Annotated in this window: 26 protein-coding genes, 1 other RNA gene and 2 pseudogenes; 20 read left to right on the top strand and 9 right to left on the bottom strand. The window is 45.4% G+C overall.

Going from position 1 to position 22567, the window contains the following annotated elements:
• Window positions 1-289 precede the first annotated feature (289 nt).
• The 8 genes and pseudogenes from E8Q33_RS16640 (at window position 290) to E8Q33_RS01910 (ending at window position 5809) form a co-directional block, all read left to right on the top strand.
• A pseudogene (locus tag E8Q33_RS16640) lies at window positions 290-1441 on the top strand (hypothetical protein).
• A 20-nt stretch (window positions 1442-1461) separates the two neighbouring features.
• Window positions 1462-1947 (top strand): hypothetical protein, encoded by a 486-nt coding sequence (locus E8Q33_RS16635; protein WP_371413251.1) that lies wholly within the window; start codon window positions 1462-1464, stop codon window positions 1945-1947.
• On the top strand, window positions 1931-2413 hold the full coding sequence (locus E8Q33_RS01935; RefSeq protein WP_069296721.1) for a DUF934 domain-containing protein: 483 nt from the start codon (window positions 1931-1933) through the stop codon (window positions 2411-2413). The genes E8Q33_RS16635 and E8Q33_RS01935 overlap by 17 nt, the downstream gene beginning before the upstream one ends.
• A 12-nt stretch (window positions 2414-2425) precedes the next feature.
• Window positions 2426-3301: a symmetrical bis(5'-nucleosyl)-tetraphosphatase gene (locus tag E8Q33_RS01930; RefSeq protein ID WP_136552422.1), complete on the top strand. Its 876-nt coding sequence runs from the start codon at window positions 2426-2428 to the stop codon at window positions 3299-3301.
• 69 nt (window positions 3302-3370) lie between these two features.
• Window positions 3371-3853 carry a 6,7-dimethyl-8-ribityllumazine synthase gene (gene ribE / locus E8Q33_RS01925; RefSeq protein WP_069296723.1) on the top strand — a complete coding sequence of 161 codons (483 nt, stop codon included), beginning with the start codon at window positions 3371-3373 and terminating at the stop codon, window positions 3851-3853.
• Window positions 3854-4315 carry a transcription antitermination factor NusB gene (nusB, locus tag E8Q33_RS01920; protein ID WP_069296724.1) on the top strand — a complete coding sequence of 154 codons (462 nt, stop codon included), beginning with the start codon at window positions 3854-3856 and terminating at the stop codon, window positions 4313-4315. It begins immediately after the preceding gene.
• A gap of 47 nt (window positions 4316-4362) precedes the next feature.
• Window positions 4363-5337: a thiamine-phosphate kinase gene (gene thiL, locus E8Q33_RS01915; protein ID WP_136552420.1), complete on the top strand. Its 975-nt coding sequence runs from the start codon at window positions 4363-4365 to the stop codon at window positions 5335-5337.
• The gene (locus tag E8Q33_RS01910; RefSeq protein ID WP_069296726.1) at window positions 5321-5809 is read left to right on the top strand and encodes a phosphatidylglycerophosphatase A; all 489 of its coding nucleotides are present in this window, start codon (window positions 5321-5323) and stop codon (window positions 5807-5809) included. The genes thiL and E8Q33_RS01910 overlap by 17 nt, the downstream gene beginning before the upstream one ends.
• A 35-nt stretch (window positions 5810-5844) precedes the next feature.
• Here the strand turns inward: E8Q33_RS01910 and E8Q33_RS01905 are convergent, their stop codons facing one another.
• Genes E8Q33_RS01905 through moaB form a run of 5 tightly spaced genes read right to left on the bottom strand, consistent with a single transcriptional unit; the run spans window position 5845 to window position 9677 of the window.
• Window positions 5845-6780, bottom strand: coding sequence for a carbohydrate kinase family protein (locus E8Q33_RS01905; RefSeq protein WP_136552418.1), 936 nt, complete (start codon window positions 6778-6780; stop codon window positions 5845-5847).
• A gap of 2 nt (window positions 6781-6782) precedes the next feature.
• On the bottom strand, window positions 6783-7931 hold the full coding sequence (gene rnd / locus E8Q33_RS01900) for a ribonuclease D (protein ID WP_136552416.1): 1149 nt from the start codon (window positions 7929-7931) through the stop codon (window positions 6783-6785).
• A 37-nt stretch (window positions 7932-7968) separates the two neighbouring features.
• Window positions 7969-8859, bottom strand: a complete 891-nt coding sequence (locus E8Q33_RS01895) for an alpha/beta fold hydrolase (protein ID WP_069296729.1) — start codon at window positions 8857-8859, stop codon at window positions 7969-7971.
• Between the two features lie 54 nt (window positions 8860-8913).
• On the bottom strand, window positions 8914-9165 hold the full coding sequence (locus E8Q33_RS01890; protein ID WP_069296730.1) for a glutaredoxin family protein: 252 nt from the start codon (window positions 9163-9165) through the stop codon (window positions 8914-8916).
• Window positions 9162-9677, bottom strand: coding sequence for a molybdenum cofactor biosynthesis protein B (moaB, locus tag E8Q33_RS01885; protein WP_069296731.1), 516 nt, complete (start codon window positions 9675-9677; stop codon window positions 9162-9164). Before moaB ends, E8Q33_RS01890 begins: the two co-directional genes overlap by 4 nt.
• A 95-nt stretch (window positions 9678-9772) precedes the next feature.
• Between moaB and E8Q33_RS01880 the strand changes: the two genes are divergently transcribed.
• The 9 genes and pseudogenes from E8Q33_RS01880 (at window position 9773) to radA (ending at window position 17439) form a co-directional block, all read left to right on the top strand.
• A complete protein-coding gene (locus tag E8Q33_RS01880; RefSeq protein WP_084003062.1) occupies window positions 9773-10453 on the top strand; it encodes an OmpA family protein in 681 nt (226 codons plus the stop codon).
• 58 nt (window positions 10454-10511) lie between these two features.
• Window positions 10512-11219 (top strand): 23S rRNA (guanosine(2251)-2'-O)-methyltransferase RlmB, encoded by a 708-nt coding sequence (gene rlmB / locus E8Q33_RS01875; RefSeq protein WP_247869869.1) that lies wholly within the window; start codon window positions 10512-10514, stop codon window positions 11217-11219.
• 104 nt (window positions 11220-11323) lie between these two features.
• A complete protein-coding gene (rpsF, locus tag E8Q33_RS01870; protein ID WP_069296734.1) occupies window positions 11324-11668 on the top strand; it encodes a 30S ribosomal protein S6 in 345 nt (114 codons plus the stop codon).
• A 15-nt stretch (window positions 11669-11683) separates the two neighbouring features.
• Window positions 11684-11911, top strand: coding sequence for a 30S ribosomal protein S18 (gene rpsR, locus E8Q33_RS01865; RefSeq protein WP_014706206.1), 228 nt, complete (start codon window positions 11684-11686; stop codon window positions 11909-11911).
• Between the two features lie 39 nt (window positions 11912-11950).
• Entirely contained in the window at window positions 11951-12859 is a 909-nt protein-coding gene (locus tag E8Q33_RS01860) for a DUF2232 domain-containing protein (protein WP_136552412.1), read from the top strand.
• A gap of 48 nt (window positions 12860-12907) precedes the next feature.
• Window positions 12908-13351 (top strand): annotated as a pseudogene (gene rplI / locus E8Q33_RS01855) (50S ribosomal protein L9); the annotation flags it as partial.
• 206 nt (window positions 13352-13557) lie between these two features.
• Window positions 13558-14973, top strand: a complete 1416-nt coding sequence (gene dnaB / locus E8Q33_RS01850; RefSeq protein WP_069296737.1) for a replicative DNA helicase — start codon at window positions 13558-13560, stop codon at window positions 14971-14973.
• A complete protein-coding gene (gene alr, locus E8Q33_RS01845) occupies window positions 14970-16058 on the top strand; it encodes an alanine racemase (RefSeq protein ID WP_136552410.1) in 1089 nt (362 codons plus the stop codon). Before dnaB ends, alr begins: the two co-directional genes overlap by 4 nt.
• A complete protein-coding gene (radA, locus tag E8Q33_RS01840) occupies window positions 16051-17439 on the top strand; it encodes a DNA repair protein RadA (protein WP_136552408.1) in 1389 nt (462 codons plus the stop codon). Before alr ends, radA begins: the two co-directional genes overlap by 8 nt.
• Before the next feature lie 11 nt (window positions 17440-17450).
• Here the strand turns inward: radA and E8Q33_RS01835 are convergent, their stop codons facing one another.
• Complete coding sequence (locus E8Q33_RS01835) at window positions 17451-17828, bottom strand: PilZ domain-containing protein (protein ID WP_069296740.1); 378 nt, start codon at window positions 17826-17828, stop codon at window positions 17451-17453.
• Between the two features lie 56 nt (window positions 17829-17884).
• Between E8Q33_RS01835 and hemJ the strand changes: the two genes are divergently transcribed.
• Window positions 17885-18316, top strand: a complete 432-nt coding sequence (gene hemJ, locus E8Q33_RS01830; RefSeq protein ID WP_305792027.1) for a protoporphyrinogen oxidase HemJ — start codon at window positions 17885-17887, stop codon at window positions 18314-18316.
• Between the two features lie 43 nt (window positions 18317-18359).
• Here hemJ and E8Q33_RS01825 read toward each other — a convergent pair whose 3' ends face one another.
• Genes E8Q33_RS01825 through E8Q33_RS01815 form a run of 3 tightly spaced genes read right to left on the bottom strand, consistent with a single transcriptional unit; the run spans window position 18360 to window position 21099 of the window.
• Window positions 18360-18935 (bottom strand): BON domain-containing protein, encoded by a 576-nt coding sequence (locus E8Q33_RS01825; protein WP_136552406.1) that lies wholly within the window; start codon window positions 18933-18935, stop codon window positions 18360-18362.
• A gap of 41 nt (window positions 18936-18976) precedes the next feature.
• Entirely contained in the window at window positions 18977-19333 is a 357-nt protein-coding gene (locus E8Q33_RS01820) for a YraN family protein (protein WP_069296743.1), read from the bottom strand.
• 5 nt (window positions 19334-19338) lie between these two features.
• On the bottom strand, window positions 19339-21099 hold the full coding sequence (locus E8Q33_RS01815; RefSeq protein WP_245652153.1) for a penicillin-binding protein activator: 1761 nt from the start codon (window positions 21097-21099) through the stop codon (window positions 19339-19341).
• 191 nt (window positions 21100-21290) lie between these two features.
• Between E8Q33_RS01815 and rsmI the strand changes: the two genes are divergently transcribed.
• Together rsmI and rnpB are read left to right on the top strand one after the other, a co-directional pair.
• Window positions 21291-22136, top strand: a complete 846-nt coding sequence (gene rsmI / locus E8Q33_RS01810; protein WP_136552404.1) for a 16S rRNA (cytidine(1402)-2'-O)-methyltransferase — start codon at window positions 21291-21293, stop codon at window positions 22134-22136.
• 24 nt (window positions 22137-22160) lie between these two features.
• An RNA gene (gene rnpB, locus E8Q33_RS01805) (RNase P RNA component class A) lies at window positions 22161-22527 on the top strand.
• The last annotated feature ends 40 nt before the right edge of the window (window positions 22528-22567 follow it).

The following is a 22567-nucleotide window of genomic DNA, read 5'->3' as shown; positions in this document are numbered from 1 at the left end:
CACAGCTACTCAATCGGATGAGTGGTTGTTTTTCAAATAGGTGACATTTTCAATGATAAACTTTTTACCATTTGACCCTAGCAAAGGTTTTGATCTCCAGCAGTATTGATTTTTAGATTCATCAAAAATTAATGATTGTTAGCGATGATAAAGAATTATTGATTAAATTATTCGGCCTTAGTGGATTATTTTCTCATCGAGTAATATCAATATAGCCATTTATAATTTCCTGTTATAAGCCAGCATCGTTATAATGGGCGGTTCCATTGAAACCGTTTAGAGACCATAAATGTATCAATACGATAAGTATGATCAGACGATGATAGATCAGCGAGTAGCACAATTTCGCGATCAAACCCGTCGTTTCCTTGCCGGCGAATTGACTGAAGAGCAATTTCGTCCGCTACGCCTTATGAATGGTTTATACATTCAGATTCATGCACCGATGTTACGGATAGCAGTGCCTTACGGCATGATGTCATCCCGCCAAGTTCGCAAAATTGCGGAAGTAGCACGTCGCTACGATAAGGGCTTTGTGCATTTCACCACACGGCAGAATTTCCAAATGAACTGGCCGAAACTGGAAGATGTACCGGATATTCTGGCAGACCTTGCCAGTGTGCAAATGCATGGTATTCAAAGCAGTGGTAATTGCATACGTAACACCACCTCGGACCAACTTGCCGGCGTCAATGCCAATGAAATCGAAGATCCACGTCCATGGGCCGAGATTATTCGCCAGTGGTCAACTTTCCATCCGGAGTTTGCTTACCTCCCACGCAAATTTAAAATTGCTGTTGTTGGATCACATGAAGATCGCGCGCAACCAAGTTGCATGATATCGGTTTGCATCTTGTGAAAAATCACGAAGGTGAAGTGGGCTTTGAAGTGTTGGTAGGCGGTGGTTTAGGCCGTACGCCGATTATTGGCGAACAGATTCGTCCTTTCCTGGAAAAACAGGATCTGTTGTCTTATCTCGAAGCCATCGTACGTGTCTATAATCGCCTTGGTCGTCGTGACAACAAATATAAAGCACGCATCAAAATCACCGTTCGGGAACATGGCATCAACCATATCCGTGAATTGGTTGAAGCCGAATGGGTGCATATTCGCGACCAGCTGAAACTGGATGCAAAAGAAATCGAACGGGTAAAACAGTATTTCACTGAGCCAGCTTATGAATTGGATGCGGCTGATTCCGATAGCAGTTATGCAGATCTGTTAGCGCAAGACAAAGACTTCGCTTTGTGGGTTAAACAAAATACTGCAGATCATAAAATTCCAGGCTATCGCGCTGTTTATGTTTCATTGAAAAAACCAGGCCAAGCCCCAGGAGATATTACTTCTGAGCAATTGGAAGTGGTAGCCGATTTGGCAGATGAATTCAGTTTTGGTGAGGTGCGTTCCACGCACACACAAAATCTTGTTTATACCGATGTAAAACAAGCGGATTTATATGCATTGTGGTTGCGTTTGAATGCAGAAGATCTGGCTACACCGAACATCAATACACTGACAGATATTATCTGCTGTCCGGGACTGGATTACTGTGGTCTGGCCAATGCGACTTCTATTCCTTTATCCAAAGGAATCGCACAACGTTTTGATGATCTGGACTATTTACACGATCTGGGTGATATCAAAATCAAGTTCTCCGGCTGCATGAATGGTTGCGCGCATCAAAGCGTGGGCCATATCGGTATTCTGGGTGTCGATAAGAAAGGGGAAGAGTGGTATCAGTTCACCTTGGGCGGAAGTTCAGAGGCTGATGCATCACTAGGCGAACGTCTGGGCCGAGCCATCCCCAAAGATGAAGTGGTCGATACCGTAGCGCATTTACTGGATGCCTATATCGAATTGCGACATGACGATGAAAGTTTCCTCGCGACTGTTCGCCGAGTTGGCGTTGATCCCTTCAAGGAGCGTGTTTATGCAGAAGATCATTAAAGATCGCGAGATTGTTGACGACAACTGGCAGCATCTTGACGATGAAGCCGCTCTGGTTGCCGGCAATATCACGGTTTCGATAACGCGTTGGCAAGAACAACACGAGACATTAAGTCGTCATGAAGGTGGTTTGGGAATTCGACTTTCAGGGGATGATCCCTTGGAAGAAATCGTTCCTGATTTAGACCGCTTTCAACTCGTCGTCTTACTATTTCCAGTATTTACTGACGGACGTTGTTATTCCTACGCACGTTTATTGCGTGATCGCTACCACTTTAAAGGTGAAATTCGCGCGCAGGGTGATGTGTTATACGACCAGTTGTTTTATATGTCGCAATGCGGCATTAACAGTTTTGAACTGGCTAATCCAAATCGTTTGGTGCAAGCGCTAGCAGCATTTGATGCTTTCAGTGAAAGTTATCAGGCCACAGTATTAAGGCCTGAACCTTTGTATCGTCGCCGTTAATTCGCTAAGACGATGGCTGTTTATGCAATCGGTGATGTTCAGGGATGCTTTGATGAACTGATCAAATTACTTGAAGCCCTCAGATTTGATCCTCAGCAGGATCAAATCTGGTTGGCTGGTGATTTGGTGAACCGTGGACCCAAATCGTTAGACACTTTGCGTTTTGTGCGGGATTTGGGTGAACAGGCAGCAAAAGTAGTTTTAGGCAACCACGATTTGCACATGCTGGCGCATGCAGCTGGAAATAATGAGTTCAGTCATCGACTGGATACGATCGAACCGGTCTTAACTGCAACTGATAGTGAAGAATTGATTCACTGGTTACGTCATCAACCGTTGTTTTATCACGACAAACAATTACAGTTTTCTATGGTGCATGCAGGTCTACCGCCAGAGTGGAGTATTGAGGATGCATTGCTCCGTGCTGCGGAAGTAGAATCAGTTTTGCAATCCGACAACTGGCGTGAATTTTTTAAACATATGTACGGTAACAAACCCAAACGCTGGTCTGCTGATTTAACCGGCTGGGACAGATTACGCTTTATCACCAATTGTTTTACCCGACTGCGTTATTGTCACGAAGACGGTAGTCTGGCGCTTAAATTTAAAGGTGCGCCGAAGGACAAACCGGCTGAACAAAAACCCTGGTTTATGATGCCAAATCGCGCCAGCGCAAACGACAGGATTGTATTCGGACATTGGTCACAACTGGGTACCGGACAATATGACAATGTTTTTTCGCTGGATAGTGGCGCGGTGTGGGGCGAACAATTAACCGCTGTACGCATTGATCAATCACCTTATCAATGGACCGTGGTTGAAGCTGATGCCGATGCCTTACCGCATGCACGAAATAAAACAGCAGCCGAAAAGCAACGCTGGCTATAACTGACTGTTAGGCATTCATTTTTAAACACAGTACAATATCTTTTTTCTCTCTTTGGACATTTCTGAAATATGAGCAATATCAAAACCTTTTCAGGTGACTTTTCCGCAAAAGGCATGCGAGTGGGTATCGTTGCTGGCCGTTTCAATGACTTTATCGTTGATAATCTGATTGCTGGCGCAGTAGATACATTATTACGTCACGGTGCTGTGGAAAAAGATATTGAAATCGCCCGCGTTCCGGGCGCAGTGGAAATTCCTCTGGCAGTACAACGTATGGGTAAAACCGGCAAATATGATGCAATTATTGCATTAGGGGCGGTTATTCGTGGTGGTACTCCGCATTTTGAATATGTTGCTGGTGAATGTTCAAAAGGTCTTGGCCAACTCACATTGCAACTCGATATACCAATCGCTTTTGGTGTATTGACGGTCGATACTATTGAGCAGGCGATTGAGCGAGCTGGCACCAAAGCCGGTAATAAAGGCGCTGAAGCGGCGATGGGCACTATTGAAATGGTCAATGTGTTACGTCAAATCGGAGCTGCCAAGTAAATGGCTGGTGGATTACCCCGGACTCAAGCGCGACGTGCTGCTGTGCAAGCGCTTTATCAATCATTGGTTAACAATCAGGCTCCTGAAAAAGAAACCATGGATTTTGTCATGGCAGAATATGCCAATAAAATCGACAAAAATTATTTCCAACTGCTGGTCGAAGGCGTGACCAAAGACATCGATACCATTGATGCTGAACTGGCTCATGCGATAGATAGAAGTTTATCGGCCATTGATCCGGTTGAAGTTTCAGTGCTGCGGCTAGCTGTTTTTGAATATATGCATCGCCCGGATATTCCGTATCGCGTAGTGTTGAATGAAGCCGTTGAACTTGCCAAATCATTTGGTGGCGAACAAGGCCATAAATATGTCAACGGCGTGTTGGATAAGATCGGCGCGCGTTTACGTCAGGTCGAATATCAAGCCGCTAAAGCCGCACGCGCTCAGAAAAAAGCGAATTGATTATTAGCCCCGAAAAGATGAAACCATCCAGACGGGGCTTTTTTTGAATGAAAAAATCTCCTGAGTTTTCTCTAATTCAACAGTATTTCCACGCTTTAACGGCTAACCGTGAAGATGTGATTGTTGGAATTGGTGATGACTGTGCCGTTTTAAACAATCCGCAAGATTTTTATACAGCTATTTCCATTGATACGCTGGTACAAGGAATACACTTCTTTGCCGATGTAGATCCCTATCGATTAGGCATCAAGTCCCTGGCAGTCAATCTCAGCGATCTGGCAGCGATGGGAGCTGAACCTGCCTGGTTTACCTTGGCGTTAACCTTGCCGGAAATAAATGATGAATGGCTGAAACAGTTTTCAGCCGGTTTAGCTGACATCGCTCAACAACATCGGATTCAATTGGTTGGTGGGGATACTACGCGTGGACCATTAACCATCACCATTCAGGTTCATGGGCATTTAGCGAAAGATAATATTCTGCAGCGCAATGCTGCGCAAACTGCTGATTTGATCTGTGTGACCGGATGTTTGGGGGATGCCGCTGCGGGTCTTAAATACAGATTGGGACAACTTGATACTGCATTATTAAACGATGAGGATGTTGAGTACTTACTCCAACGCCTGGAAATGCCCACCCCACGTAATCAAATTGGTCAGCAACTTGTTGGGCAAGCTCATGCGGTAATAGATGTTTCGGATGGTTTATTAGCGGATTTGAATCATATTGTTACTGCCAGTAATAAAGGCGCAAAGTTGAATTTATCCACTTTACCATTCTCATCGGTATTGCAAAAACTTCCTTTAGAACAAGCGACTCAGCTGGCATTGACTGGTGGCGATGATTACGAATTATGCTTTACCGCACCTGCTGAAAATGTGGCAAAACTCAAACAACAGTTTCCCAAAATGATTCGTGTGATAGGGGAAATAACGCAAGACAAAGGTATGTATTTTCAGAATGCTCAAGGCGAGTGGCAGGCATTCTCAGAGATAAAGGCAGGCTATGACCACTTCGCATAATAAAGTCACTTTTCAGGATTTGCTCAAAAGACCTGCCTGTTTACTGGCTTATGGGTTTGGTTCAGGTTTGTCACCGAAAGCACCAGGCACTATGGGGACGATTGTAGCGCTGCCAATTTATTGGTTGATTCACGATTTCGACTTGCTGAGTTATTTACTGATCACACTCATAGCATTTGTTGCCGGGATTTGGATTTGTCAGCAAGCAGTGAACTGGTTGAAACAGGATGATCCTTCTGCTGTAGTGTGGGATGAAATTGTCGGTTATCTGGTGACAATGATTGCCGCGCCAGCCGGATGGCAATGGATGTTACTGGGATTTGTATTGTTCAGATTGTTTGATATCTGGAAGCCCTGGCCGGTATCACTTGCTGATCGCAAGCTGCATGGCGGTTTTGGCATTATGTTTGATGATGTGATCGCAGGGGTATTTGCTGCAGTAATTTTGCAGCTTTGCCATTATTTGCTCTGAAACTGCCAAGTTGCAGTCTCAGAGCTAAAATGTTTTTAACGTAATGGCATCCCAAAGTTTTGCTCAAACCGCTGAGCAAAAGCCTCGCTGGTGAATTGATGATTCTGCGTGCCATGTTGTTCAATTTTAATGGCACCTAATAAAGATGCAATACGCCCCGTGATTTCCCAATCCTTGCCATGCAAAATGCCATGTAATAATCCTGCACGATAAGCATCACCACAACCTGTTGGATCAGCAACTTCCGCGGCTTTAGCACAAGGGATATCAATACGTTTTCCTTCAGTATAAATGTGCGAACCCTCAGCACCACGAGTGATAATCAATGCCTCCACAAGTTTGGCAATTTCTTCGGGCGGCAGACCGGTTCTGTCTTCAAATAGCTGTGCTTCGTAATCATTCAGAGCAATATATGTAGCTTGACGAGCAAACTGCAGCAAGTCCTCACCATTAAACATCGGTAACCCCTGGCCTGGGTCGAAGATAAATGGAATACCGGCATCAGCAAATTGCTGGGCGTGTTGAAGCATGCCATCACGACCATCGGGAGCAATAATACCCAGCTGGATATTTTGGGCTTCACTGATTTTAGTTTCATGAGCCAGATTCATCGCACCGGGATGAAAGGCCGTGATCTGATTATCATCAATATCGGTAGTGATATAAGCCTGCGCGGTGAAATGATTCTCTTTGACGTGGACATGACGGCGGTTAATCGCAAACTTGTCCATCCAGGCGGCATAGGTACCAAAATCACTGCCAACGGTGCCCATTGGGATCGGATCATCACCCAACATTTTCATATTAAAAGCGATATTACCTGCGCAACCACCAAATTCACGACGCAACTCCGGCACCAGAAACGACACATTCAGCATGTGCACTTTGTCAGGCAGAATGTGATTTTTAAATTGATCGGGAAACACCATAATATTGTCGTAGGCAAAGGAGCCACAGATAAGTACCGACATGTTTATACCTCTTTTGTATGAATCTGTTGTGTATCAGCGGTAACCGACAGATGGCCTTCGATAAAAGCGGTCAGATGATGCCCAACGATTTGGTTACGCCAGCCTTGCAATAACGACAGATCGGTTTCACCACGTACCAGTCTCTCAATGTCTTTACGGCTAGCCACGGCAATGGGAGTTATCGATTGGTCATCACAGAACTTACGCAGTAAAGCCATCAATGCATCAATCAGAGCTTCTTGCTGATTGCTCAGTGGTTCAGGTCTCAGCAATATCGGCCACTGTTCTGGCGGAGTTTGTTTGGCTTTACTGATGACGTCAATAATGGCACGACCACTTCGTTCAATATCCCGAGCTTCAAGTCCGCGGATTTGACTGAGTTTTTCAATTTTTTCCGGTGCAAAACGAGCTAAATCCAGCATTACCTCATCTTTGATGATCCATCGTCTCGGGCGATCTCTATCAATGGCACGTTGCTCACGCCAGGCTGCCAATTGTTGTAATACGGCAAGTTGCACACCTTTTAATTTACCGGCACCACGAATCTTACGCCAGATAGTCTCCGGATCAGCGATGTAATTATTAGCATTGGCAAGGTCAGCAAAATCTTCTTTAAGCCATTCAGTACGACCTTGTTTTTCAAGATCGGCTGACATCTGATGGTATAACTCACGCAGATAACGCACATCATCAGCAGCGTATTCCAGCTGTTCTGCACTTAAAGGACGTTGGGTCCAATCCGCTCGCGAATGGGCTTTATCCAGGCTCACATCAAGCCGTAACTTAACCAGATTACCATAGCCGATCTGATCACCATCACCCAGAATGGTCGCAGCTAATTGGGTATCAAACAGGTTCTGTGGCAATGTATTTTTTAATAAATACAGCAATTCCAGATCTTGTCTTGCAGCATGGAAAACCAGCGTTATTTGCGGTTGATAGAGCAGATCAAGTAAAGGTGAAAGATCTTTAATAGCGATAGGATCAACACAGGCAATGACCTCATCATTGGCAATCTGAATCAGGCATAGTTGGGGATAATAGGTTTTTTCGCGCAGAAATTCTGTATCGATGGCCAGCCATTTGCTGTGCTGAATATCCTGGCAAAATTGCGTTAACGCCTCATCCGAATCAATGTAAAGAACAGTCATGTTATCCAGCTAAAAAAAGCAGGCAGTATAACTGTTTTTAGAGCACATTGCGGGCATGCACCCGACTGACGATATCGTTAATGGCTTCAATAATGATTTCTGGTTGTTCATGTGGAATGGCATGGCCGCTTTGATGAGCAAACATATGCGAACTTATTGGTGACAGTCTGGATAAGTCCTGTTGCAGATTAATCCAGGTTTTTTCGCGTTGTTGCTGACTGGCATCGCCATACCATTCCGGTTTACCACGGCTAATGACAATTAATGGCACAACCGGTAAAGCTGAGTTTTTCTGCAGTTGCACTGAGCTTTCATCGAGTGCTGAGATTTCAGCTCTGGCAGCATGAAAAGCTCGTTCACGCAAAATCGGTGGTTTATTGGCATGCGCCATACTATCGGTTGATTTTGGCAAAATCATAATAGTGCCGCGGCGATCGAAATTGTTGGGAAGTTTGATCTGAAACTGGTTGTATTGATCTTCATGAGAAGCATCAACCAATACCATACCAGCCACCATTTGCGGATTATTGGCGGCAAAAATACGGATGTTGTATCCACCAAATGAATGACCTACCAAAATATAAGGCGGGGCAATATCAGCCTGTTCAAGCAATATCTCCAGCTCACTGGCAATTCGGTTGCTGGTTCGTGGTGCTGGACCAAAATCACTCCATCCGTAACCGGGGCGGTCAAACACGCAAATCCGAGAGTTATTGGAAACAGCTTGCTGAATCGGCAGCCAATCAGTCGAATCATCGCCAAGGCCTACATCGACAATAACGGTCGGACTACCGGAGCCAGAACAATGAATATGTAACTGATATCCACCAACATCAAATCGTTTGCCGGGAATTGCTGGAAATTCAGCGGCAATCAAAGGTGTGGAGACAGACCAGAAGATTAAAAAAGGCCAGATCAACACTTTCATTTGGTGGCTCCACAAAAGATAACTTGATAGTAAAGTTAAGAGCCGTTGTTAACGTTAAAGTTCCTCTGTCACAACAGCAATTTTTTGCAGAATATTGTGTTGCTCAAACGGCCAATTCAATTCACTGTTATCGGGGAATTTCAACACCGGAATACGAATGCCATATTGTTCCACCAAGCCATCATCATCGCCAATTTCCACGATTTGCAAATTAATCTGATCAGCATTAGGTAGGCTTTTGACTTGTTCAAACGCAAGCTCGCAGAGATGGCATCCCGCTGTGGAAAATAATTGCAAAGTAATCATTTCTCTCGCAGCCTGGGAATCAGTTCAACAAAGTTACATGGCCGATGTCTTACATCAAGCTGGTGTTGCAGAATGTCATCCCAGCCCGTTTTGCAGGCACCAGAAGATCCGGGCAGACAAAAAATAAATGTACCGTTTGCCACTCCGGCAATGGCTCTTGATTGAACAGTAGAAGTACGGATAATGTCATAGGAGATTTGTCGGAAAAGTTCTCCGAAGCCGACGATCTCTTTATCGAATAAAACTTGGACAGCTTCCGGCGTACCATCACGTCCTGTCAGTCCAGTGCCGCCTGTAGTGATAATAACGTCAACCTGTTCATCGCAAATCCATTGAGAAATAATGGCGCGAATTTGATAAATATCATCTGCAACAATCTGTTTATCTGCCAGTTCATGCCCAGCTGCGAGTAATCGGTCTTGTAACGTTTTGCCAGAGACATCATCGACTTCAGTACGAGAATCGGAAATCGTCAGTACGGCAATTTTGACTGGAATAAAGGGGCGATCCATATCGAATGGTTCTCATTTAATTTGGTGGAAAGCAAGTATAGTCAGCATAGCGCTTAGGGTCTAGAATGCAACGCAATAGTAAGGGAGTTAAAATAATGAAAAAGATTCTATTAGTCTCAGCCATTTCATCAGCGATCATTTTGTCGGGTTGTGCGGCGGATGATCCAAATATGCGGACCAAAAGAGGTGCGGCAATTGGTGCTGCAGCCGGTTCTATCATTGGTTATGCCATTGATGATGGAGCAGGCGGTGTTATAGCTGGCGCGGCTGTCGGTACGTTGGCAGGAGCTGGCGTTGGTCGTTATATGGATAATCAGCAGCGTGAAATGAATGAAGCGTTGGCTCAAGAGCAAGCTCGTAATGAACTACAAATCCAGCAGTTACAAGATGAATCTTTAAAAATCGATATTTCCAATGAAGTGTCTTTCGATTTTGACAGTGCTGCTATCAAACCGGCATTTGAGCCGACTTTGAATAAAGTCGCCGACGTGCTGCAACGTTATCCGAAAACCATCATTCATGTCATCGGCCATACTGACAGCAGAGGTTCAGAAAGTTACAACCAGCAGCTTTCAGAGCGCAGAGCACAATCGGTCACCAATTATTTTGCAGCACGTGGAGTTTTGAAAGAACGTTTGGTGCCAATGGGCCGCGGTGAATTAGAACCACGTGCCAGTAATGAAACCGAGGCAGGGCGACAATTGAATCGTCGTGTCGAAATTATTGTTAAACCAATTGTAGAGGGACAGGAAGCTGAAGCCTACCAAACGCCGTAAAGGCACATCAGAAAGAAACCAGGCACCATCGCAAGATCTGATTTTCGGTTTGCACGCAGTGCAGGCGGCTCTTGAGTCGCCTGTTTCACGTGTGGCAGAAATCTGGGTAGCCGATGAGCGCCATGATCAACGTGTGGAAATTATTTATAAATTAGCCGGTGATTTGGGTATACGTTTGCATAAAACCCAACGTCAGCAACTGGACGATATGGTTCCAGAAAACCGTCATCAAGGCTGTGTTGCACGCTGTCATCCGTTAGCTGTTCTGGATGAAACCGATCTGGATGTATTGCTGGATAATTTACAGCAGACACCCTTTCTATTAATTCTTGACGGTGTACAAGATCCGCATAATCTCGGCGCTTGTTTGCGAACAGCGGAAGCTGCCGGAGCACATGCAGTGATTGCTCCCAAAGATCGTGCATCTGGTTTGACGCCTACCGCCATCAAGATCTCCAGTGGAGCGGCCGAACGTCTGCCGTTTATTCAAGTAACTAATCTTGCGCGCGTTTTGCGAGATTTGCAGCAACGGGGTATCTGGTTGGTTGGCACATCGGGTGATAGTGAAATGAGCCTTTATCAAGCCGATCTCAAAGGACCTTTAGCGATCATCCTTGGGGCAGAAGGGCAGGGTATTCGCCGTTTGACCAGAGATCATTGCGATCAGGTAATGCATATACCGATGCAAGGTGGCGCAGAAAGTCTCAACGTATCTGTGGCTGCAGGTGTGTGTCTATTTGAGGCGGATCGTCAACGTCGCTTGTGAGTAAGTACTAAAATGAAGTAAAATCCGCGATTGCCTTTTAACAGGTAAAACTCCTTGCTTTCTGAAATTTTTCAGCAAGCTGTATAAACCGTGAGGAGCTCAAATTGAGACATTACGAAATCGTGTTTCTGGTCCACCCTGATCAGAGCGAACAAGTGCCCGGTATGATCGAGCGCTATACACAAACACTGACTACTGCTGGTGGTCAAGTTCACCGTCTGGAAGACTGGGGCCGTCGTCAATTAGCTTACCCAATCAACAAAGTTCACAAAGCACATTACGTGTTAATGAATGTTGAATGTGATGTTGAGCAGTTGAACGAAGTTACCACTGCGTTCCGTTTCAATGATGCCGTTATTCGCCACCTTGTTGTCAGCATGGACGAAGCAGTTACTGATGCTTCACCGATGATGCGCAAAGACGACGAAAAACCCGTATCACAAGCCTAATCAGGAGATATCACGATGGCACGTTTTTTCAGACGTAGAAAATTTTGTCGTTTCACTGCCGAAGGTGTGAAACAAATTGATTATAAAGACGTAAACCTGCTTAAAAATTTCGTTACTGAAACAGGCAAAATCGTTCCTAGCCGTATCACCGGTACAAAAGCTCGTTACCAGCGTCAGCTGTCAACTTGTGTAAAACGTGCACGGTTTTTGGCATTGCTGCCTTACTGTGACATGCACAAGTAATTTAGCTTCCCAGTTGTAAGGTTAAAATCAAGAAATATTATGTTGCGCGGTATAGCTGATTTTGCAATGAAAGGTCGCTGGCAAGCTGCATTTGCAGCTGCTTTGCTATCGGTTGCTGCAATGCTGTTACCACCACTCAATTATCTCGCTAGCGGGGTTATTGTGCTGGCCACCTTACGTGTGGGCCCTAAAGAAGGTCTGCGGGTAATGGCAGCAACATTAGTAGTATTCGCTGTAGTCGCCGGACTGCTTTTAGGGCAGGTCTGGATTGCTGCGGCATTATTACTAACCAGTTGGTTACCAGCTTATTTAGTGACATTGGTATTGGGATACACTCGATCGCTGGAGCGGGCACTTTTGGCTACCGCTGGCGCGGGTATTCTGGTGGTATTGATAGCGCATATTTTCTTACCAAACCCTGCATTATGGTGGCAGGAAATGTTGACACCATTCGTTCAATTGCTATCAGAACAATCTGGATGGCAACTGAATGCTGCTGATACTCAAAACTTTCTGGTCCAGATGGCCGGCATGATGACCGGGTTAATAGCAGCAGCAGTTAGCGTCAATATTATTCTGGGTATCTTGATCGGTCGTGCATGGCAGTCTGCGTTATATAACGAAGGTGCGTTTGGTAGTGAATTTACTCAAATTACTTTGGGTAAAACGCTGGCAATACTGACCGCAGTGCTGATGGCTCTGTCACTGACACCGATAGCCAGTTCGCTGATGCTGTTAATTGATTGTTTGCCGGTTCTGCTGGTGCTGTTTGCAATACAAGGTATTGCGGTTGCCCACGCGATTGTTCGGGCGAAACAGAAATCGGTTGCATGGTTAGTGGTAATGTATGTGCTAATGGTATTGATGCTGCCACAAATGTTGATTTTGACTGCGACACTGGGTGTTTTGGAACAATGGTTTAATTTTCGCAAACGCGCACTAGCGTAATGCGGTTATTTTATAAGCAGTCCCTGACTGCGAATGAGGGTTAGAACGATGCAAGTAATTTTGCTGGAAAAAGTTCAAAAGCTTGGCAATTTGGGTGACGAAGTTAGCGTAAAAGCTGGCTATGGTCGTAACTATCTGGTTCCTGCTGGTAAGGCTTTGCCTGCTAACAAGAACAACAGAGTTAAATTTGAAGAACGTCGTGCTGAATTAGAAGCGGCGGCGGCCAAATTACTCGTTGCTGCTCAAGAACGTGAGAAAAAACTGATTGCAGCTGGTGATGTAGACATCATGGCTAACGCAGGTGTGGAAGGTAAATTGTTCGGTTCAGTTACTGCTGCAGATATCGCTGATGCGGTAAATGCTAAAGGCGCTGATGTTGATCGTAACGAAGTCCGTTTACCGACTGGTCCTTTGCGTCACACAGGCGAATACAACATTGATGTGCAATTGCATGCAGATGTTGTCTATAGCCTGAAAGTAAACATCACTTCAGAAGCTGAACTTGCTGCTATTGCCGCTGCAGAAGAAGCGCGTAAAGCACGTGAAGCTTCACGTGAAGAAGCTGAAGCGATCGCAAAAGCACAAGAACAACAGTAAGAAAATTGAACAGCAGGGGCATGGAACATTCTGTGCCTCTGCTATTTTGTGATTCAGTTATATTGAATCAAATGCTTGTTTAACCAGCTTGGACAATTGCTGTGGAACAGATAACTTATCCAGAAAGCTATCAAGACAGCGCGACTCAGGCCCTGAAGGTACCACCACATTCAGTAGAAGCTGAACAATCTGTCTTAGGCGGATTGATGCTTGATAACAGTGCGTGGGAACAGGTTTCTGATCTATTGGTTGAGCAGGATTTCTACCGCCACGACCATCAGCTTATTTTCCGTGGCATTGCGGAATTAATGGAGCAAGCCAATCCCGTAGACGTTATCACGCTGGCCGAATGGCATAATCAACGTGGTGAACTCGATAAAGTTGGCGAACTTGCCTATCTCGGCGCCCTTGCGCGCAATACTCCCAGTGCAGCTAATATCAAAGCGTATGCAGCGATCGTTCGCGAACGATCAATTTTGCGTCAGCTGATTCAGATTGGTAATAACATTGCCAATATGGCTTTTACGCCAGAAGGCCGAAATAGCGAAGAAATGCTCGACACTGCTGAGCGACGTGTTTTTGAAATCGCTGAAAAAGGCGCAAAACGTGGTGGCGGTTTTATTCAGGTCAAAGATGTCCTGAGCAAAGTGGTCGATAAAATCGATACGCTGTTTGAACAGGACAGTGGTATTACCGGTCTGCCAACTGGTTTTATTGATTTTGATGATCAAACTTCCGGGCTACAACCTGCGGATTTAATTATTATCGCTGGCCGACCGTCGATGGGTAAAACTACCTTTGCGATGAATATTGCTGAAAATGCAGCTATCCATAGCAAACAACCGGTTGCGGTATTCAGTATGGAGATGCCTGCCGACTCATTAGCGATGCGGATGTTGTCCTCATTGGGCCGTATAGATCAGCATCGATTACGAACCGGCCGACTGAATGATGATGACTGGCCCAGACTGACTTCGGCCATTGCATTATTAAACGAAGCACCATTATTTATTGATGATACTGGCGGCTTAACCCCATCAGAACTTAGAGCACGGGCAAGACGGCTAAAACGTGAACATGGTTTGAGCCTGATCATTATCGATTATCTGCAATTGATGAGCGGCAGTTCCAATGGACGGCAGGCTGAAAATCGTACTAATGAGATTTCTGAAATCTCCCGATCATTAAAAGCGCTTGCTAAGGAACTGAATGTTCCAGTTATTGCTTTGTCTCAGTTGAATCGTTCACTTGAACAACGTCCGAACAAGCGCCCGGTAATGTCGGATCTGCGTGAGTCCGGTGCGATTGAGCAGGATGCCGATATCATTGTATTCATCTATCGTGATGAAGTTTATAACGAAGATTCTGCAGAAAAAGGCAAAGCTGAAATCATTATCAGTAAACAACGTAATGGTCCCATCGGCACTGTCGCGCTAACCTTTCAGGGCAAATATACCCGTTTTGAAAACTTTGCTCCTGCGTATTACCAACAAGATTACGGTGATAATGACTCGTGAGCCGCTATCCGTTTGCCCGAATCAATCTGACAGCACTTCAACATAATCTGCAGCAAGTACGCTATTACGCTCCGCACAGTAAAATAATGTCGGTGATCAAAGCCGATGCCTATGGCCATGGTGTAATTGAAATCGCCAAAGCATTAGAGCAGACCGATGCTTTTGCAGTAGCAAGATTAAAAGAAGCGTTAATCCTCAGACAACATGGTTTTAAGCAGCCGATAACCATTTTCGAAGGTGTCAGCACAATTGAAGAATGGCAGTTGGCTGCGGAATATGATTTAACACCGGTATTGCATCAGCAACAACATCTCGATTATTTATTAAAAGCGAAACTCTATAAACCGTTGCCGTTTATCTGGCTGATGCTGGAAACCGGTATGCATAGGTTGGGGCTTGCGGAACAGCCTATCCGACAGATCATTGATCAATTTACAGGACGTACAGATCTGGTCGACGAGATTGGTTTGATGAGTCATTTTGCTAACTCTGATTTACTGAATGATACGAGAAACCAACAACAGATAATGGTTATGCAAAGACTTGCAGAAACCACGGGTTTACCAGTTTGTATGGCTAACTCAGCAGCGATTATCAGTTTGCCGCAATCTCATTATCAATGGGTAAGACCCGGCCTGATGCTGTATGGCGCTTCGCCATTTGCTGATAAAACAGGCGCTCAACTGGGATTGAAGCCGGTGATGCAACTGGTCTCGAAACTGATTGCTACTCAACAGTTAAAAGCTGGAGATGAAGTTGGTTATGGTGGCCAGTGGACTGCAGACCAATCAATGCGTATGGGCGTGGTCAGCATTGGTTATGGTGACGGTTATAGTCGCCATTTATCCAATACTGGCAAAGTCATTATTCGTGGCAAAGAAGTTCCGGTTATAGGTCGCGTTTCCATGGATACAGTATGTGTCAATCTGGATGCTTGTCCACAAGCACAATTAGAGGACGAGGTAGTTATTTGGGGAACCGATGCGTTACCAGTTGAATGGTTAGCCGAAAAAGCCGGAACCATTCCTTACGAATTATTATGCTGTGTGACACCGCGTGTGAACAGGGAGTATCTGCATGGCTAAAGCAAAACGGGTTTATGTCTGCCGTGAATGTGGTGCTCAGACACCGCAATGGGCTGGTCGTTGTACAGACTGTGGGGCATGGAACAGCCTTGAAGAATCGGTGCAAAGCAGTGTTAAACCATCTGCCACAATGAATAAACACACTGGTTATGCCGGCCAGCAACAAAATACAGTTCAGGCATTAAAAACTATTACCTCCGAACAAGCTGTTCGCTGGTCAACCGGATTGCCGGAATTGGACCGCGTGCTTGGTGGAGGACTTGTTACTGGTTCTGTAGTGTTGATAGGCGGTGATCCCGGTATTGGTAAGTCGACTTTACTGTTGCAAGCCATGGCCAGTATGGCGGAATTAAGCGGTATTAATCCGCTTTATATCAGCGGTGAAGAATCCCTGCAGCAAATCCGTCTGCGTGCTGAGCGTTTGCAATTGCAGGAAACGCCAGTGGACCTACTTGCAGAAACCCATGCTGAACAGATGATGGCGATTGCCCAGCAACGCCAACCACAGGTCATGGTCATTGATTCGATTCAAACGGTATTTACTGAGTTATTGCAATCAGCACCCGGTACGGTAGCGCAGGTGCGTGAAAGTGCAGCGCAATTAGTCAGATTTGCTAAATCCAGCGGTATCACCATGATTCTGGTCGGCCATGTCACCAAGCAAGGCGCCTTAGCTGGTCCACGTGTTTTGGAACATATGGTTGATACTGTGTTGTATTTTGAAGGCGACAGCTCAACACGGTTTCGTATTTTACGCGCAGTCAAAAACCGCTTTGGCGCGGTCAATGAGTTGGGCGTATTTGCGATGACTGAACTTGGATTGAAAGAAGTCAGTAATCCATCCGCCATCTTTTTATCTCGAGGAGAGCATGCCGTACCTGGCAGTATGATTACGGTGATTCGCGAAGGCAGTCGCCCGATGCTGGTGGAAGTGCAAGCGCTGGTCGATGAAAGTCCACTGGGCAATCCAAGGCGTGTCTCAGTAGGTTTGGAACAAAACCGTCTGGCGATGTTACTTGCTATTTTGCACCGACATGGTGGTATTACCTGTCATGATCAGGATGTTTTTATCAACGTAGTGGGTGGCGTTAAACTCAGTGAGACCGGAGCCGATCTGGCTGTTTTAACAGCCGTTATTTCCAGTTTGCGCAATAAAGCTATTCCGCAGGATTGGGTGGTGTTCGGAGAGGTCGGTTTAACCGGTGAAATTCGCCCGGTTCAGGCAGGGGAAGAACGGATACGGGATGCGGGTAAACATGGTTTCAAAGTGGCGTTGGTGCCTGCAGCTAATGCACCGCGTAAACCTGTTTCAGGTTTGAAAGTGATAGCGGTCCATCATTTACAACAGGCTATTGAGGCGCTTAAAGAAGGCTGGCAGTGATAAAGGCGTGTCTAGTTATCCGGCATGTCCAGCAGAGCGGATAATTCCCGATGCAACAAGCCTTCGTCGGCAAGGTTGAGTTCAACCAGTCTTTTCAAGTGGGTAATGCTGTCGAGGTCAATCAGTTGGCAGTGAAAACCAATACTTTGTGTATCCATATGTGCAACTTCAGCCTGCATTTTGATAACAATCTGAGCCCCATCCAGCAACAGATCCACATTAAAAATATCCGCTAGCTGGCCAGACCAATTGTCGGGTCGCGCTATCAGCAAACCGTTGAGCGAGACATCAATAACCCGACAGTTCAAGTACACATCACCATGTGGTGCAATGACATGTGCGTCGGCAGCAAAAGGAATCCGGCTGAAATATCGGCGTTCATCGGACATCGGTGATCTCCTGTTTATATAAGGCTGATACTATCACTATTTCAAATAAGGAGTCATTGCAGATGTTATGGGTAAAAGCGTTTCATTTAATGGCAGTGGTCACATGGTTTGCCGCTTTGTTTTATCTGCCAAGGTTGTTTGTCTATCACGCAATGTGTGATGACCAGGCTGGTAACGAGCGTTTTAAAATTATGGAGCGAAAATTATACCGGGGCATCATGACGCCAAGTGCTGTTATTGCCTTGATATTAGGTATTTGGCTAATGAGTTATTACCCACTGGAACAACTAAAAGCCATGTACTGGTTACATGCCAAACTAACTCTGGTGTTGTTACTGTTTGTCTATCACGGTATGTGTGGTCGCATGCTCAAACAATTTGCTGCGGATAACAATCAACGTAGTCACGTGTTTTACCGTTGGTTTAACGAAATGCCGGTATTAATTTTGATTGCCGTGATGATTCTGGCTGTGGTGAAACCTTTTTAAAAAAAAGCCCCTGCGAGAGGGGCTTTCGATTGAGCTTAGATAATTAATCTATATATTCAAAAATTTTCACTACTCGTAAAACGCCTTTGGTTGAACGAGTAACCGCGACAGCTTTATCTGCTTCAGGGCGAGTAACTTTACCCATCAAATAGACCGTTCCACGTTCGGTCACGACTTTTATAAATAAGGGATCAACATTTTCATCTTTAGTCATCTTGGCTTTCACCTTGGTGGTGATCCAGCTATCACTGCTGCGTGACGTTAATGCGCTTGGGCCTGAAATAGCTAATTCGTTAAATACTTTACGTACTTTCGGAATATCTTTAACCAAATTTTCGGCTTTTTGTTTAAGCGCTTCATTGGGCGTCTCGCCGGACAACAAGACAAATCCATTGTAACTCGTTACATTAATGTTGCTTTGGCTGTGAATATCTTTGTCCTGAAAAATGGCATATTTGGCTTTTGCTTCGATAGATTGATCGTCTAAAACTGCTCCAGCTGTTCGGCGGTCATAAGCTACCGCTGCAGTGGTTGCAGCACCACCGACCACGACAGCGGCGCAGGCTTGCAGCAGCATAATCGGTATCAGTAACATAAAAACCAGTCTAATTTGGTACATGGATTTGTTCCTCGTTGAATGTGTGCAGATAAAACTGTGACTTAGTTTAGTTGAAAAGCATCCCGAATCCACACAATTTTATCTGCTGTGCCGGCAGTGATAGCGATGACATCAAAGCGACAATTGTGGGACCATCCGGATTGCATTAAATAGTGTTGGGCTGTGGTGATGATACGTGATTGTTTAAAACTTGTAATACTTTCCAGCGCGCCACCATGTGAGTCATTTCGTCGATACCGAACTTCAACAAAAACCAGTGTTTGTCCATCCTGCATGATCACGTCAATTTCACCACGACGACAGTGAAAATTACGCTGAATCAGCTTTAAACCTTGGCGTTGTAAATAATCACATGCCAATTGCTCCGCCTGTTTACCAGACTGGAGATGTTCTGCCATTCGCTTTAATCTCTTTGCAGCGGTTCAATCAAGCCGTTACGGATAGTGGCGATTGGCATCAAACGTTCAATCTGACCTTGCTCATTAATCGTCAATTCTCCAGTTGCTCCCTGATATTTTTCATCTTCAGAGCTACTCATGGCTGTCAGGAAAGGAATCATACGATAGGCATCAACACCTAACGCAGCCAAACGCATAAATGAACCTACATCACCACTGGCTTGGCGGCGAACGGCTGCATATGCAGGATCCTGTTCCGACTGTTCTGTAAACATCCACGGGATATCGGTAAAAATCAAACCATTCAGATCAATATCCTGCTGAGCATTTGCCTCACCACCATATGCATGAGAGGTAGCAAGAATAGGTAATTGTCCAGAACGATGGAAACGTAATTGCGTGACTAACTGACGGGCTTTTAATGGTCTGCCCACCATAAACAGGAAGTCCACATCCTGACGTCTGCGAGGCTCAAACTCCAACGATTGTCCCAACGTACGGCGCAGGTTCTGATAACGCTGATTACTGCTATCCACACCTAAAATTGGCGTCAAAATATGCGAATAGTCATTTTCTGCTTCATCATATTTTGCCCGGGTCACCAGTTGTCCACCTGACGCCTGCCATTCATCTGAAAATGCAGCGACCACACGGTCACCCCATTCACTACGAGGACTTAATACGATTGCCCGTTTATAGCCCAGTTTTTTGGCGTAATCTGCTTGGCTTCGGGCATCATCTTCAGGGGCTAAAGCAAACTGGAAGAAATTAGTATTTTCGACATTTTGGCTGACACGATTAAGTGCTAACACTGGGATAGATAAAGACTCATAGGCGGCCAGTATTTCCACCGAAAGTTTATCTAGTGGTCCGATGACAATATTCGCACCATCGGCAACGGCTTTGTCGTATTGCGCGATGACATTATTTGAATCTGGTGTGTTGCCGGGACGAACATCATAAAATTGCAGGCGAACATTCGAACGAGCATTAAAATGCGCTGCGATAATTCCCTGACGGATAGCCTGTGCAGCATTTGCTGCGGGGCCAGAATCAGGCAACAATATGCCAATCAAATCCAATTGATCTGGAAGACGGACAGGAGCCTTAACTGTTTTTTTCAATTGATCGACATTGGCCGGATGGTTGGGATAACTAAATTCCCAATCTTCAATGGCGACTTCCATTGCTTCAGGATTATTTTCATAAGCCTTTACCGCATAGGCCAGAGCAAACCAGCCACTGTCTTCGGCAGGAGGCTGACCAGGATTATATAAATCCAATGCCTGAGGCGTCATTTTCATTAACGTCTGCCAAAGTGCGACATGATTGTTTTCACGATCAGTTTCCGGCAGCAGCTTATCAAGTTGGATATGAGCCAAAGCTTTTTCCAACCAGTTTTCAGTCAGATCGTAAGCGGTGATTCGTAATTCCAGAATACGTTTTTGCTGGGCAGCATTGGCCGAAGCAAAATCAATGTTATCCAGATGTTGTAAAGCGCTTTGTCCATCGAGATTTAATACAGCAATATCGGCGCGTAATAAGTGGGCTGTTAATTGTTCACGTGAGGTTAGTTGTTGCAAATTGGTTTCAGCGAGCAAGGCTTCTGCTTCAGCAAACTCACCCAACTCATAATGCATTAATGCTGCACGATATTGAAATGCCGCTTTCAGCGCACCTTCAGAATCAGCCGCTTTGGACAGATAATCTTCAGCTGCCACAGCGTAGTCGCCTTGTTTTTCAGCATCAGATATCAAGGTCGTCATATCAGGACCTGAAGGTTTCGTATCCATTGAAATTGGCTGACAGGCCGATAATGTCAGGAGGGCTAACAAGATAAGCAGGGCGGAAAATCGTTGCGTCATAAGCTACATCAAATTTAGTTCGGAGAAGGCATCATCTTACCTGTTCGCGTATATTACGACCAGAATCAATATTTCTTTTCAGGATACCAGCCGTGAACGACGCTACAGCCGCACTTTATATTGTTGCCACGCCAATCGGAAATCTGGCGGATATTTCAGCGCGCGCTATTGAAGTTTTATCTTCAGTCGATTTGATTGCCGCTGAAGACACACGCCACAGCAAATATTTGTTACAGCATCATGGTATTGAAACTTCAACCATTTCACTGCACGAACATAATGAACAACAGCGCAGTGAATTATTGTTAGCTCGTATTGCTGCCGGTGAATCCATTGCCTTGATTTCAGATGCAGGTACACCATTAATAAGCGATCCGGGTTTTCGCCTGGTCAATATGGCGCGTGAACAGGGAATAAAAGTGATCCCGATTCCCGGTGCTTGTGCAGTTATTGCGGCATTGTCAGCTTCCGGATTATCCGCTGAACGCTTTGCCTTTGAAGGGTTTCTACCGCCTAAATCTACTGCACGCCGACAAGTGTTAGAAAAACTAGCGAATGAGCCACGTACCTTGATTTTTTATGAAAGCCCCAAACGAATGGTAGCCAGTTTGCAAGATATGCTTGCGGTGTTTGGTGGCGAGCGGAAGGCGTGTCTGGCTCGCGAACTGACAAAAATGTTTGAAACGATTGTCACTCTGCCCTTGGCAGAGCTGGTTGAGATTGTCATCAATGATCCGAATCATCAAAAAGGCGAGATCGTTTTACTTATTGAAGGTCAATCAACCGTAGTGGACAGTGATGAAGCAGAGCAGGCCCGTGTATTGCAGATCCTGTTACAGGAAGTACCTTTGAAGCAGGCGGCAAGTATTACGGCGTCTATTCTTGGTATCAAGAAAAACCAAGCCTATGACATGGCGTTGAAACTTCAGCAAAAATAAAGCTGCTCCGGTAAAATAGCTCACTGAGATGGCCAGACAATCGCGCTTGATGTCCGCAAGGATTCATAGTGAGGAAAGTCCGGGCTCCATAGGGTAAGGTGCCAGGTAACACCTGGGGGACGCAAGTCCACGGCCAGTGCAACAGAGAGTAAACCGCCTGAATGTATTTTCAGGTAAGGGTGAAAGGGTGCGGTAAGAGCGCACCGCGCTTCTGGTAACAGAAGTGGCATGGTAAACCCCACCAGGAGCAAGACCAAATAGAGGAACAAATGCTTCGGCATGACATGCGGCCCGCATGGTTCCCGGGTAGGTTGCTTGAGGCAGATGGTGACATCTGTCCCAGATGAATGATTGTCCACGACAGAACCCGGCTTATCGGCCATCTCAAACTTTTTTTGTTTTTACCCGGCTAAATTTTTTTCAGTCAGTCC

Source organism: Methylophaga sp. SB9B (assembly GCF_004832235.1).
GTDB classification, from domain to species: Bacteria; Pseudomonadota; Gammaproteobacteria; order Nitrosococcales; family Methylophagaceae; genus Methylophaga; species Methylophaga muralis.
Note: the sequence above shows the minus strand (reverse complement) of the source record. Positions and strands in the feature narration are given on the sequence as shown.

Excerpts from the sequence above, each read along its gene's own strand:
- E8Q33_RS01890 (WP_069296730.1), bottom strand. The coding sequence starts at position 9,165 with ATGATTACTTTGCAATTATTTTCCACAGCGGGATGCCATCTCTGCGAG.
- E8Q33_RS01910 (WP_069296726.1), top strand. The coding sequence starts at position 5,321 with ATGACCACTTCGCATAATAAAGTCACTTTTCAGGATTTGCTCAAAAGA.
- moaB (WP_069296731.1), bottom strand. The coding sequence starts at position 9,677 with ATGGATCGCCCCTTTATTCCAGTCAAAATTGCCGTACTGACGATTTCC.
- E8Q33_RS01905 (WP_136552418.1), bottom strand. The coding sequence starts at position 6,780 with ATGTCGGTACTTATCTGTGGCTCCTTTGCCTACGACAATATTATGGTG.
- ribE (WP_069296723.1), top strand. The coding sequence starts at position 3,371 with ATGAGCAATATCAAAACCTTTTCAGGTGACTTTTCCGCAAAAGGCATG.
- radA (WP_136552408.1), top strand. The coding sequence starts at position 16,051 with ATGGCTAAAGCAAAACGGGTTTATGTCTGCCGTGAATGTGGTGCTCAG.
- E8Q33_RS01835 (WP_069296740.1), bottom strand. The coding sequence starts at position 17,828 with ATGTCCGATGAACGCCGATATTTCAGCCGGATTCCTTTTGCTGCCGAC.
- E8Q33_RS01880 (WP_084003062.1), top strand. The coding sequence starts at position 9,773 with ATGAAAAAGATTCTATTAGTCTCAGCCATTTCATCAGCGATCATTTTG.
- E8Q33_RS01935 (WP_069296721.1), top strand. The coding sequence starts at position 1,931 with ATGCAGAAGATCATTAAAGATCGCGAGATTGTTGACGACAACTGGCAG.
- E8Q33_RS01930 (WP_136552422.1), top strand. The coding sequence starts at position 2,426 with ATGGCTGTTTATGCAATCGGTGATGTTCAGGGATGCTTTGATGAACTG.
- nusB (WP_069296724.1), top strand. The coding sequence starts at position 3,854 with ATGGCTGGTGGATTACCCCGGACTCAAGCGCGACGTGCTGCTGTGCAA.
- rnd (WP_136552416.1), bottom strand. The coding sequence starts at position 7,931 with ATGACTGTTCTTTACATTGATTCGGATGAGGCGTTAACGCAATTTTGC.
- E8Q33_RS01825 (WP_136552406.1), bottom strand. The coding sequence starts at position 18,935 with ATGTACCAAATTAGACTGGTTTTTATGTTACTGATACCGATTATGCTG.
- E8Q33_RS01860 (WP_136552412.1), top strand. The coding sequence starts at position 11,951 with ATGTTGCGCGGTATAGCTGATTTTGCAATGAAAGGTCGCTGGCAAGCT.
- rpsR (WP_014706206.1), top strand. The coding sequence starts at position 11,684 with ATGGCACGTTTTTTCAGACGTAGAAAATTTTGTCGTTTCACTGCCGAA.
- E8Q33_RS01815 (WP_245652153.1), bottom strand. The coding sequence starts at position 21,099 with ATGACGACCTTGATATCTGATGCTGAAAAACAAGGCGACTACGCTGTG.
- thiL (WP_136552420.1), top strand. The coding sequence starts at position 4,363 with ATGAAAAAATCTCCTGAGTTTTCTCTAATTCAACAGTATTTCCACGCT.
- E8Q33_RS01820 (WP_069296743.1), bottom strand. The coding sequence starts at position 19,333 with ATGGCAGAACATCTCCAGTCTGGTAAACAGGCGGAGCAATTGGCATGT.
- E8Q33_RS01895 (WP_069296729.1), bottom strand. The coding sequence starts at position 8,859 with ATGAAAGTGTTGATCTGGCCTTTTTTAATCTTCTGGTCTGTCTCCACA.